Origin of the sequence: Paraburkholderia fungorum (assembly GCF_902833645.1) — a bacterium.
Lineage (GTDB): Bacteria > Pseudomonadota > Gammaproteobacteria > Burkholderiales > Burkholderiaceae > Paraburkholderia > Paraburkholderia fungorum.
In genome coordinates this window covers 511077-523648 of the sequence record NZ_CADFGE010000002.1, presented here as the reverse complement: position 1 = coordinate 523648, position 12572 = coordinate 511077, and the positions used below count along the sequence as shown (strand labels likewise).

The window sequence follows — 12572 nt, the reverse complement described above, 5'->3', positions numbered from 1 at the left end:
ACACTCGCGCGTGCCGACTGGATGACCGTTATTCGAGGCGTTTGATCAACGCCATGGCGGCGGCCGGGTTGCGTTCCTTGAAGCCGCTGATGACATAGAGGTAGACGTCGCGAGCGGTGGTTTTCGCGGGCGGCGCGGCCGAGGTTTCGAGGTCGACCGGCGTCGTGCCTGCGGCGAGCTGGCGGGCGCGTTCTGCCCAGGCGTCGAGCGCTTTGGCCGAATAGCCTTTGGCTTCCTTGTCGCTGGTGCCCATGATGCGGGCGTAGACGAAGGGCGCGGTGATGTCGGCGATTTGCGGGTATTCGCTGTCGGCGGCCAGCACGATGGCGACTTTGTACTTTCTGGCTAGCGCGATGAATTCGGGGGTTTTGAAGGTGTCGTTACGCACTTCGATTGCGTGTTTCAGCTTTTGGCCTTCTATGCTGGCGGGCAGCAGTTTCAGAAAGGCTTCGAAGTCTTCGGGGTCGAACTTTTTGGTGGTGGCGAATTGCCAGTTGATTGGGCCTAGCTTCTGTTTTAGCAGTAGCACCCCGCTGGCGAAGAAACGTTCGATGGTTTCGTTGGCGTCTGCCAGGATTTTTCGGTTGGTTGCGTAGCGGGGGGCTTTTAGCGAGAAGACGAAGTCTTCCGGGGTTTCCTGATACCACTTCTCGTAGCTTGCCGGTTTTTGCAGGCCGTAGAAGGTGCCGTTGATTTCTATCGATGTGAGTTTTTTGCTCGCGTGCTGGAGCTCGCGGGTTTGGGTGAGGTCCGAAGGGTAGAAGGTGCCCCGCCAGGGGGCATAGGTCCATCCGCCTATGCCGATGCGGATTTTGCCGGTTTTCGGTGAGGGCATTTGGGGGCTCGGTTTTTAGCTTCGCTGGGAGGGGTAGATTAGCGTATTTTTTGGTTTTTTTGCCTGCTCGGCGGGTTTGTTGTTGATCTGACTCTTTGGCGTTGCTTTTTTGTGTGTCCGTGGTCTGCTCTGTTGTTGGTCTTTTGGTGCTTTGGCCTTTCCTTGCTTTGTTAGTGGTCTATTAGCGTTGCCCCTGTGCGGGGCGGCACCTACTTTTCTTTGCCTGCCGCAAAGAAAAGTAGGCAAAAGAAAGCGGCTCAAACCGCTAATTCTTAAGCGGGTCCCCCGCGCAGCCACGGTAGTGGTGCATCTGGAATCCGTGCCCCCGCACACTCCGCGTTAGCGACAAGGCGCTCATCAGCTCCCACTCCGCACTACGTGCGTCGCGGACGGGGCTGCCTGGGAAACCAGCGGCTTCGCTTCGCGCAGCGGGAGCCGTCGGCTTCGCCTCGGCGAGGTACTCCCGCTTTGATTGGCCAACCCCACTTCAATGAAATGGCGTGCGTCGCATTCGCGGTGCAATCGCGATCGCTGCCGCCGTTGTGCTGGCAGCAGCGAGGCAACGGCGAATCAGGGTACAAGGGAACAAGGGTACAAGGGAACAAGGGAACAAGGGAACAAGGGAACAAGGGAACAAGGGAACAAGGGAACAAGGGAACAAGGGAAAGCGGGAAAGCGGGAAAGCGAACGCATCTGGTGGCAGCGATGCAACGACGAACCGGGAACGGGGTAAATGGGTGGAGCAAAAAACTTGGTGGGCGGTGTTATGAACTGGGTATCGGCGCGCGCAGCGCCGCCGGAGGTATGATGGCCTTGTCGTTAGGGCTGAATGTGCGAGGGCACGGATTCCAGATGCACCACTACCGCTACTGTGCGGGGGACCCGCTTAAGAATTAGCGGTTTGAGCCGCTTTCTCTTGCCTACTTCTCTTTGCGGCCGGCAAAGAGAAGTAGGTGCCGCCCCGCACAGGGGCAACGCTAATAGACCACTAACAAAGCAAGGAAAGGCCAAAAGACCAACCCAAACAGACCACTAACAAACCAAGGAAAGGCCAAAAGACCAACCCAAACAGACCACTAACAAACCAAGGAAAGGCCAAAAGACCAACAACAGAACGGACCACTAACAAATCAAGGAAAGGCCAAAGAGCAAGACCAAAAAACAAACCCGCCGAACAGGCAAAAAACCACCCCCTACACCCCACCCGCCGCGCGAGCGGCCTCATCAAACCGCCGATTCGCCTCAGCCACGTCAGCCCTGAACTGCTGCAACGCACTGACAGCCAAATCCACCGGCATTAACGCCGCCCACAAAACATCGATCAACTGATCCGCGGTAGCGTCAATATCAATATGCCGATTCGCCAGAGTGGCATCCCAAAGCACATGTTCCATCGGCCCGAACACCATCGACCGTAGCAGCCTCAGTGGCATGTCGGCGCGGATCTGCCCACTCTCCTGGCCTCGTGCCAGCACCCGCATCAACGGCGCCGTGTAGCGCCGCTGCAATTCGGTCAGCGCCTCACTCAACTCATGATGCCGGGCCCGGCCCTCGGACAACACCAGGGCGCACAGATCAGTGCCGTTAACCAGCATCAGCCGCAAATGCGTGCGCACAATAAATGCAAACTGCTGCCGCACCGTGCCGTCACGCGGCAACCCGGACTCGATCGCTTCAATGATCTCGTCGTACCAATCGCCGATCACCCGCGCGCATAACTCGCGCTTGCCGCGGAAATAACTGAAGACAGTCGCCTCGGAAATGCCCAGGCGCTGCGCAATCTCCGCCGTCGTCGCGCGCTCGTAACCCTTCTCGGAGAAGACGTCGCGTCCCGCCTCCAGAATCTCCTTCACGCGCTGCTGCGACTTGCGCCCGGCCGGTTGGCGGCGCGAGGCAGGTAACTCGGCCTTCAAGGCAACCGTCATATGAGTTAAGTTCAGTTTTGTGGGGCAGATAGCCCCGGTAGCGACAATATTATCACGCTATAGCCTCGCCACAAGACCAGAGAATGCGGGCAGGCCAGTTTCTGAGTGTTACTCAAAATACCTATTGACGCTTACGTAAATCTAGCGTGAAATGCGGCTTGAACATTTCGCGCCTCGTGCAGGACGGTGCTGGCAGCGCAGAACGCCCAGAAGGCCGCCGCCGTCCGCTGAGCCGCATTCGGACCAGCCGCGCCTACCCAGGCTGAGCGGCCGCCAACGAACTCTGGAGACACCGCAATGAGCAACCTGCCCGGTTTGCAATTCCCGCTCGGCGAAGAAATCGGAATGCTGCGTGACAGCATTGCAGGCTTCGCCGCCAAAGAAATCGCCCCGCGTGCCGCGGAAATCGATCGCACGGATCAGTTCCCCATGGACCTGTGGCGCAAATTCGGCGATCTGGGCGTGCTCGGCATGACGGTCTCGGAGGAATACGGTGGCGCGAATATGGGCTACACGGCGCACATGATCGCGATGGAAGAAATCTCGCGCGCGTCGGCATCGGTCGGCCTCTCGTACGGTGCTCACTCGAATCTGTGCGTCAACCAGATTCATCGCAACGGCACGACGGCGCAAAAGGAAAAGTATCTGCCCAAACTGGTGTCCGGCGAGCACGTCGGTGCACTCGCCATGAGCGAGCCGAACGCGGGCTCGGACGTGGTCAGCATGAAACTGCGCGCGGACAAGAAGGGCGACCGCTATGTGCTGAACGGCACCAAGATGTGGATCACCAATGGCCCGGATTGCGACACGCTGGTCGTCTACGCGAAGACCGATCCTGAAGCGAATTCGCGCGGTATCACCGCGTTTATCGTCGAGAAGGGCATGAAGGGCTTCTCGGTCGCGCAAAAGCTCGACAAGCTTGGCATGCGTGGGTCGCACACCGGCGAACTGGTGTTTCAGGATGTCGAAGTGCCGGAAGAAAATATTCTCGGTCAATTGAACGGCGGCGCGAAGGTGCTGATGAGCGGTCTCGATTATGAGCGCGCCGTGCTCGCCGGTGGTCCGACCGGCATCATGGTCGCGGTCATGGACGCGGTCGTGCCGTATATCCACGATCGCAAGCAGTTTGGTCAGCCGATCGGCGAATTCCAGCTGATTCAAGGCAAGGTCGCCGATCTGTACACCACGCTGCAAGCGTGCCGCGCGTATCTCTACGCAGTGGGCCGTCAACTCGATACGCTCGGCAAGGAGCACGTGCGCCAGGTACGCAAAGATTGCGCGGGCGTGATTCTCTACACCGCTGAAAAAGCGACGTGGATGGCCGGCGAGGCGATCCAGATTCTCGGCGGCAATGGCTATATCAACGAGTACCCGGTCGGCCGTCTATGGCGCGATGCCAAGCTCTATGAAATCGGCGCGGGCACGAGCGAAATCCGCCGCATGCTGATTGGCCGTGAACTGTTTGCCGAGACGGCTTGAACCAAATTTTGCATGGGACCAGAGTCAGCGCTATAGGAGCAGCGTAAGCGCTTTGCGACCAGATTCGGCGCTAATGCGTCAACTCTGGTCGGGACGCTAACTCTGGTCAACGCGCTAACTGTGGTCGACACCGGAGAAGCCACGCAATGCCGATCATCGAATCAAAGCTGAACCCGCGCTCGGACGACTTCCGCGCCAATGCGGCGGCGCTCGAAGCGCTGGTCGCCGATCTTCGCGCGAAGATCGAGAAACTCGCACTGGGCGGCGGGCAAGCTGCGCGCGACAAACATACGGGCCGCGGCAAACTGCTGCCGCGCGACCGGATCGAGAAACTGCTCGATCCGGGTACGCCGTTTCTCGAGTTCTCGCAACTCGCGGCCTATGGCATGTACCACAACGACGCGCCCGGCGCGGGCGTCATCACGGGCATTGGCCGCATCGCGGGACAGGAATGCGTGATCGTCTGCAATGACGCAACGGTCAAAGGCGGCACGTACTATCCCATCACCGTGAAAAAACACGTGCGGGCCCAGGAGATCGCCGCCGAAAACCATTTGCCATGTGTCTACCTGGTCGACTCGGGCGGGGCGAATCTGCCGAATCAGGACGACGTGTTCCCCGATCGCGATCACTTCGGCCGCATCTTCTTCAACCAGGCGAATCTGTCCGCGGCGGGCATTCCGCAAATCGCCGTCGTGATGGGTTCGTGCACGGCGGGCGGCGCCTATGTTCCCGCCATGAGCGACGAGTCGATCATCGTCAAGAATCAGGGGACGATTTTTCTGGGCGGGCCGCCGCTGGTCAAAGCCGCAACCGGCGAAGTAGTGAGCGCGGAAGACCTGGGCGGCGGTGACGTGCACACGCGGCTGTCGGGCGTGGTCGATCATCTCGCGCAGAACGATGCGCATGCGCTGGGCATTGCGCGCAGCATCGTCGGCAATCTGAATCGCACGAAGCAGGTGCCGGTGGCGTTGCAGGAGCCGAAGCCACCGCGTTATGACGTCAAGAGCATGTACGGCGTGATTCCCGTCGACACACGCAAGCCGTTCGATATTCGCGAAGTGATTGCGCGCATCGTCGACGATTCGGCTTTCGACGAATTCAAGGCCCGTTACGGCACCACGCTCGTCTGCGGCTTTGCGCATATCTGGGGGCATCCGGTCGGCATCATCGCGAACAACGGCATTCTTTTTTCGGAGTCGGCGCTCAAGGGCGCGCACTTCATCGAGCTATGCTGCCAGCGCAAGATTCCGCTGGTGTTCCTGCAGAACATCACGGGCTTCATGGTCGGGCGCAAGTACGAAAACGAAGGCATCGCACGTAACGGCGCGAAGATGGTGACAGCGGTAGCCACGGCGAAGGTGCCGAAGTTCACGGTGATCATCGGCGGGTCGTTCGGCGCCGGCAACTACGGCATGTGCGGCCGTGCGTATTCGCCGCGTTTCCTGTGGATGTGGCCGAACGCGCGCATTTCGGTGATGGGCGGCGAGCAGGCGGCGTCGGTGCTGGCTACGGTCAAGCGTGACGGCATCGAAGGCAAGGGCGGTTCGTGGAGCGCCGAGGAAGAAGAGGCGTTCAAGCAGCCGATTCGCGATCAATACGAACACCAGGGCCACCCGTACTATGCAAGCGCGCGTCTGTGGGACGACGGCGTGATCGATCCGGCGCAAACGCGCGACGTGCTCGGTCTGGGCCTGTCCGCGACGATGAACGCGCCGATCGAAGACACGCGTTTCGGCGTGTTCAGAATGTGACCAAACGCTACGCGCAGGAGCTGCAACGATGCAATACGAAACGCTGAATCTCGGTTTCGCCGGGCAGATCGCCACGGTCACGTTGAATCGGCCTGACGTCCGCAATGCGTTCAACGAAACCATGATCGCCGAGGTGACGTCGGCCTTCACGGCGCTCGATGCTCGCGACGACGTCCGCGCGGTGGTGCTCGCCGCGAACGGCAAGGCGTTCTGTGCGGGCGCCGACCTGAACTGGATGAAGAAGATGGCCGCTTACTCGGACGCGGAGAACCGCGCCGACGCGATGCTGCTCGCCAACATGCTGGCGTCGATCTATCGCTGCAGCAAACCTGTGATCGCGCGCGTGAACGGCGACGCGTACGCGGGCGGCATGGGTTTGATCTCGGCGTGCGATATCGTCGTCGCGGTAGAGAGCGCACGTTTTTGCCTCTCGGAAGCGCGTCTTGGCCTGATCCCGGCGACCATCGCACCGTACGTGATCCGCGCGCTGGGCGAGCAGGCGTCGCGCCGCTACTTCACCACCGCCGAGCAGTTCGATTGCGCGACGGCGTATCGCCTCGGGCTCGTCAGCGAAGTGGTGGGCATCGAGCAACTCGACACTACCGTGCAGCAGATCGCCGAAACGCTTTGCGCAAACGGTCCGCAAGCGGTGCGTGCCTGCAAGCAGCTGGTGCAGGATATCGCCGGGCACGAGTTGAACGAAGCGATGATCGAAGACACGGCGGCGCGCATTGCGCGTACGCGCGCCGGGGCGGAAGGCCGCGAAGGCGTTGCGTCGTTCCTTGAGAAGCGTACGCCGTCCTGGCGCAGTTGAAGCATCGCGAAGGCACTTATTCCGAGGCTCAGGCAGGCCTCCACCAGAACACCCCGGCCCCCGACGGGACACGTCGGGACACTTCGGGACAATCACCGAGACACCTCATGTTCAACAAGATCCTGATTGCCAACCGCGGCGAGATTGCATGCCGCGTCGCCGCGACCTGCAAGCGGCTCGGCATCGCGAGCGTGGCCGTGTATTCCGATGCGGACGCCAACGCGAAACACGTGGCCGCCTGTGACGAGGCGGTGCACATCGGCGGATCGACCGCGGCGGAAAGCTATCTGCGGGTCGAACGCATCATCGAAGCCGCGCGCGCCACTGGCGCACAGGCGGTGCATCCGGGCTATGGCTTCCTGTCGGAAAACGAAGACTTTGCGCATGCCTGCGAAGCGGCCGGCATCGTCTTCATCGGACCGCCGGTCGAAGCGATCGCCGCGATGGGCTCGAAGGCGGCCGCGAAAGCGCTGATGCATGCGGCTGCCGTGCCGCTCGTGCCGGGCTATCACGGCGACGATCAGGATGCGCAACTGCTGCATCGCGAAGCCGATGCGATCGGCTATCCGGTCTTGCTGAAGGCGAGCGCGGGTGGTGGCGGCAAAGGTATGCGGGTCGTCGAACGCACTGAGGATTTCGCGGCGGCGCTGGCATCGTGCAAGCGCGAAGCGGCCAGCAGCTTCGGCAACGATCGCGTGCTGATCGAAAAATATCTGACGCGGCCGCGTCACGTGGAAGTGCAGGTATTCGCGGACCGTCACGGCGGCGCGGTGTATCTGTTCGATCGCGATTGCTCGGTGCAGCGGCGTCACCAGAAAGTGCTCGAGGAAGCGCCGGCGCCGGGCTTGTCCGCGGAGATCAAACGCGAGATGGGCGAGGCGGCCGTGGCCGCCGCGCGCGCGGTGAATTACGTCGGGGCGGGGACGGTCGAGTTCATCATGACCGGCACCGGCGATTTCTACTTCATGGAGATGAACACGCGTCTGCAGGTCGAGCATCCGGTCACGGAAATGGTGACGGGGCAGGACCTGGTGGAATGGCAACTGCGCGTTGCCGCCGACGAACCGCTGCCGCTCTCGCAGGAACAACTGAAAGTCGACGGGCACGCGATCGAAGCGCGTATTTACGCCGAGCACCCGGCACGCGGTTTCCTGCCGTCGACGGGTACGCTCAAGCATCTGCGCATGCCGGAAGGGGTCGAATTTTCGATCGGCGAGCCGGGCCGCAAAGCCTCGGTTCGCATCGACAGCGGCGTGCGTGAAGGCGACACCATCACGCCGTTCTACGATCCGATGATCGCCAAGCTGATCGTTCACGGCGCGACGCGTGAAGAAGCGCTCGCGCGGCTGAATCGCGCGCTCCGGGCCTGCGAAGTGGTGGGGCCGCATACCAACGTCGAATTCCTGCAACGTATCGTCACGAGCGAACCGTTTGCAACGGGCGATCTCGATACGGGTTTGATCGAACGTCATCACGATGCCTTGTTCGCGCCGGCCAGGAAGCCTTTCAAGGAGGCGCTGGCGCTCGCCTGCGCCGCGTTGCTGACGCGCGAAGGCGGCAGCGCGCATGGCGCGTCGCCGTGGGATGCGCTATCGCACTGGCGCCTGAACAGCGGCTACACGCAGACGCTAGGCTGGCGCGACATTGACAGCAACCGCAGCGCAAACGAAAGCGACAGCGTCTTCACGGTCACGTTTGCCCGCGACGGCGCCACGCAAACGCTCGAACACGATGGTGTGCGCGAGAACTTCACGTGGTCGGGCGGCACAGGCGAGCACGAATACCGTGCGACGATTGGCGATGCGCGGGTGACAGGGCGCGTTTTCATCGACGCCGACACGTTCCACGTGTTCTGCCTCGGCGAGGCGCTGGCCTTCGAGTGGCAGAACCTGCTCGCGCATGCCGCGGATGCCGAAGGCGGCGAAGGCCGTTTGACCGCGCCGATGCCGGGCAAGGTGATCGCGGTGCTGGTCGAACCAGGCACGGTGGTGGAGAAGGGCACGCCGCTGATCGTGATGGAAGCGATGAAGATGGAGCACACCATCGGTGCGCCGGCGGCAGGCACGGTGTCGGAAGTGCTGTATGCGGTCGGCGATCAGGTCGCCGATGGGGCGCAGCTTCTGGTGCTGGACGTAAGCTAGTAATCCAGCCCGGAGGCGCAGAAGGCTTAAACGAGGCGCACGTAACCGTTAGCGCGCGCTTCGTTTTCGAGTTGCTCGATCCGTTCGTAATCCGTCAGCGGCAACGTGGAAAAGCCCTTCAAACGCAAGCGTTTGGCGCGCTCGGGCTGAGTGCGGTGTGCTTCGCTCAGGGCTTCGCGCAGCGTCTCGATCGTTGCGGATGGCACGTTGCCGGAAGCGATCAAAGGCAAGCCCGGCGACGCCGCCGTCATGCCGATTTGCCGAACCCGTTGCGCCAGTTCCGGCAGCTCATCGCAGACAAACGCGAATGTCACGCAGTCGATCGCGGCGATGTCCGCGCGATTTTCCACGACCGCGCGCAATGATCCGAGATGCGAACCGGTGCGCAGGACAGCGCTGAAAAATGCGCCGTTGCGGGCAAGCGGCGCCACCGCGTGGCGAAATACGTTCATGCCGCTATTCGAATCGTCCTGATTGTAGGCCGCCCGTGCGCCGCGGCACGCCGCGAGCGAATCGAACGGCGCATCGACCCGCGTGACCAGTACGCTCGAATAATCCGCGCCTTCGCAGCCCGGCGCATCGAATTGCGGCGTGGCCACTAGTTGAACCTGCTCGTTCAATCCATGCATCAGGGGATAGCCGCAGGTTTGCGAGAGCAATACGTTAGGGCGCCGCCAGAAGCCGTGCAGTTCCTCGTCGGGCTCGACGATGCGGCAGGCCGGCTTCACCCTGCTTAAGACGTCGCCCAGCCAATCGCGCCACGCAGTCGCGAGCGCGGGCGTCACGTTGTACATCGGCAGGGCGGCGATCCAGGTCATGACGCAATTCTGGCATACCTAATGTCTGACCATTCGGAATTCGTCGAGCCCCAGGCGCACGGGCTCGCTCTGTTTGAATGGCCATTTACACTCCACCACTTTCAGTATCTCGAGTTGCGCGGCCTCGAACGCAACAAGCAAATCGCGGCGCCGCTTGCTTGCTGCGCCACAATAGGTCATCAGTGCCTCGGCGCTGACCTCGAAGATCCGCACCCGATCGTCAAAACAGACCCGGAACGCGACGGTCGCGCATTCTGTGACACAGGGCCTGAATCCTTCATCGACATATACCGACATCGCCATCTCCTGCCACCTGCCCGAGTCATCACGGTGACAGGGCGTGAGCTTCCGGTCTGTGGGAAAACCGGCATTTGAGGGCAAAAGGGCGCGGCGAGTACCAGGTCGCGAGACACCTTGAGCCGAATGGGGTTTCCTGGCTCGTGCACGTATATACACCAGAACTCAGCGGGCTTTCGCATCACCGCGACCTCTCCGCACAAACCCTGGTTTAACCCGCGTTCCGCGCGGATTGCCGCTTTGTGCCACAGCTCTTCATTTTTTGCTTCCCACATTGTGTCTCGACGGCATGTTGCTGCGCGGGCCCTGCGCTGGGCCGGTCGTGCGCACGGTGGCGCGTCATGCGTTGCCGATATGCGCTAACGGTCGCCTTTCTGGGCGCTTAAAGTAAATCGCATCGTGCAGACCGCCTCGCAATGCAGGCCGGGCAACCGCAGGTACCGGCGGCGCAGCTCGATGTACAGCATTAAACCGGCATTAGGCACGGCGAGTCCGCTCCCGGCCAGACGAGGGCACGCGACCTGGTGCTCCGATCGATTAATTTTGCGCGCTTTGATGATGCAACGCGCCAGCAGGAAATACGATGCACATTGACGAAACCGCTACGTACTACACGGCCACGAAAAAATACGAGCTGAGCTTCCCGTCGCTGGAGGAGGATATCCAGGCCGATGTGGTCATCATTGGAGGGGGCTTTTCGGGCATTCATACCGCGCTCGAACTGGCTGAGAACGGCGTGACAAACACCGTCGTACTCGAGGCCCGCTACCTGGGTTTCGGTGGAAGCGGTCGCAACGGCGGCCAGGTAATGGCGGGAATCGGCCATGACCTCGATGCGATCAAGAAGGATGTCGGTGAAGAGGGACTGCGTACCATTTTCGCACTCAGCGATCTCGGCCCGCAGATCATGCGCGAACGCATCGAGCGATACAACATCGACGCCGATTTTTGCAGTGGTTACGGGTATCTGGCCTACAACGCCCGCCAGGCGAAAACGCTGCGCAGTTGGGAAAAGGACTTCAAGTCGCTCGGCAGCCAGCACGAAATCCGCTACGTGGAAGGTGCCGACGTCAAACAGATCATCGGATCGGATGTCTATCACGCAGGCCTGCTGCATATGGGCGGCGGGCACGTGCATTCGTTGAACCTGCTGCTCGGCGAAACGAAGGCGGTAGCGGAAATTTACGGCGTGCGTATCTTCGAGTACAGCCCGGCACTCCAGATCACCTACGGCGACATGGTTCATGTGCGCACGGCGAAGGGCAGCGTCAGGGCCAGCAAGATCGTCTGGGCATGCGATGGCTTCATCAACGGACTCGAACCGGAACTGCATAGAAGCACGATCAATGTCTACGCGTTCAACTCCATGACGGAGCCGTTGAGCGACGAGTTGATCGAACGCATCAGTCCGATTCGCGGTGCATATAGCGATATCCGGCCGGTCATTAATTACTATCGCGTGACGAACGAGAATCGTTTGTTGTTCGGCTCGTCCACGGCGCTCATCGAGCATATGCCGAGTGACCTGAAAGAGTGGAACCGGCGGCTGATGCTCGAAGTCTTTCCCTATCTTAAGGACGTCAAGATCGACCTGGCCTGGGGCGGCCCGATGGCCACCACGCTCAATCTTTTTCCGCAGATTGGCACGCTGCCGGACCGGCCCAACGCGTTCTTTGTGCAAGGCTATTGTGGATTCGGCGTCACGCCCAGCCAGATCATCTGCAAGATTCTGGCAGAGGGCATTCTGGGCGGCTCGGATCGCTACCGTCTGTTGAGTTCGATTCCGCGGGGGAGCATCCGGGGCAAGGATCAATATCGAGCGTTCCTGGTCTCGCTCGGTAAAGTGATGCACCAGACGTCGGGCTACTGGCATGGCCGGCGTTGATTTCTTCTAATTCGCTAACTGATTGATAAGGAGTACCAATACGTGAGTCTTACCGCGATTCAACACGGCATCAAGATTTCCGAACTCGACGCCTGGGGAAAACTGAGCGACCTCGGCGGCCAAATCCTCGAAGGGGGCGATGTCGCGGCGTTCGGCAGAATGACGCACGGGGCGCCGACTGATCCTGTTTCGGCGGCGTATTTCGGAACCACCAAGGGCAAGTTCCGGCTCGTTTACCCGTTCTCGGAGCAGGCGACGGTGGTCGAGGGCGAGGTCCGCATTACAGACGAGTCGACGGGCGAAACCCGTAGCTTCAAGGCTGGCGATTCGTGGTTCGTTGCGAAGGGGACGTCGACGGTCTGGGAAGTGGTCTCGGACGGCTTCGTGAAGCATTACCTCGCATTCGTCTGAACGCCGCGCGCCATACCGGCGCCATGATGCCGAGCCGCGCGTGTCGGGCGCCGGTTCGGTCGAACGATGCCAGTTACTTTGCCCGTGAATACCGGCGACTCTTCGGCGAATTGCCTTTGCAGACATCGCGCAAGGGCTGAATCCGCTCACGTGCCACTGTTGCCGATGCTAGCGCGAACATCTTTTGCGATAGACGCATGACATTTTCGCGCT

The 12572-nt window shown here is 61.0% G+C and carries 10 protein-coding genes; 6 read left to right on the top strand and 4 right to left on the bottom strand.

Translation table 11 applies throughout. The annotated features are described in order from the left end of the window. Positions 1-28 precede the first annotated feature (28 nt). Positions 29-835, bottom strand: a complete 807-nt coding sequence (locus tag HWX91_RS09060) for a DUF72 domain-containing protein (protein ID WP_028194805.1) — start codon at positions 833-835, stop codon at positions 29-31. 1193 nt (positions 836-2028) lie between these two features. Continuing rightward, the gene (locus tag HWX91_RS09055) at positions 2029-2760 is read right to left on the bottom strand and encodes a TetR/AcrR family transcriptional regulator (protein ID WP_028194804.1); all 732 of its coding nucleotides are present in this window, start codon (positions 2758-2760) and stop codon (positions 2029-2031) included. A 297-nt stretch (positions 2761-3057) separates the two neighbouring features. Here HWX91_RS09055 and HWX91_RS09050 point away from each other — a divergent pair, with 297 nt between their 5' ends. The 4 genes from HWX91_RS09050 to HWX91_RS09035 all read left to right on the top strand — a co-directional run bounded on the left by HWX91_RS09050 (position 3058) and on the right by HWX91_RS09035 (position 8948). Further along, positions 3058-4239 (top strand): isovaleryl-CoA dehydrogenase, encoded by a 1182-nt coding sequence (locus HWX91_RS09050; protein ID WP_028194803.1) that lies wholly within the window; start codon positions 3058-3060, stop codon positions 4237-4239. A gap of 146 nt (positions 4240-4385) precedes the next feature. Further along, positions 4386-5993: a carboxyl transferase domain-containing protein gene (locus HWX91_RS09045; RefSeq protein ID WP_028194802.1), complete on the top strand. Its 1608-nt coding sequence runs from the start codon at positions 4386-4388 to the stop codon at positions 5991-5993. A 28-nt stretch (positions 5994-6021) separates the two neighbouring features. After that, entirely contained in the window at positions 6022-6807 is a 786-nt protein-coding gene (locus HWX91_RS09040) for an enoyl-CoA hydratase/isomerase family protein (RefSeq protein WP_028194801.1), read from the top strand. Positions 6808-6914: 107 nt separating this feature from the next. Continuing rightward, positions 6915-8948, top strand: coding sequence for an acetyl/propionyl/methylcrotonyl-CoA carboxylase subunit alpha (locus tag HWX91_RS09035; protein WP_028194800.1), 2034 nt, complete (start codon positions 6915-6917; stop codon positions 8946-8948). A gap of 26 nt (positions 8949-8974) precedes the next feature. On the opposite strand, the gene HWX91_RS09030 is transcribed toward HWX91_RS09035, so the two are convergent. Continuing rightward, positions 8975-9766, bottom strand: coding sequence for a phosphate/phosphite/phosphonate ABC transporter substrate-binding protein (locus tag HWX91_RS09030; protein ID WP_028194799.1), 792 nt, complete (start codon positions 9764-9766; stop codon positions 8975-8977). 18 nt (positions 9767-9784) lie between these two features. After that, positions 9785-10063, bottom strand: coding sequence for a DUF1488 family protein (locus HWX91_RS09025; RefSeq protein WP_028194798.1), 279 nt, complete (start codon positions 10061-10063; stop codon positions 9785-9787). 583 nt (positions 10064-10646) lie between these two features. Between HWX91_RS09025 and HWX91_RS09020 the strand changes: the two genes are divergently transcribed. Both HWX91_RS09020 and HWX91_RS09015 read left to right on the top strand, forming a co-directional pair. Beyond that, positions 10647-11948: an NAD(P)/FAD-dependent oxidoreductase gene (locus HWX91_RS09020; RefSeq protein ID WP_028194797.1), complete on the top strand. Its 1302-nt coding sequence runs from the start codon at positions 10647-10649 to the stop codon at positions 11946-11948. A 42-nt stretch (positions 11949-11990) separates the two neighbouring features. Further along, positions 11991-12359 (top strand): cupin domain-containing protein, encoded by a 369-nt coding sequence (locus tag HWX91_RS09015; RefSeq protein WP_028194796.1) that lies wholly within the window; start codon positions 11991-11993, stop codon positions 12357-12359. Positions 12360-12572: the final 213 nt, after the last annotated feature.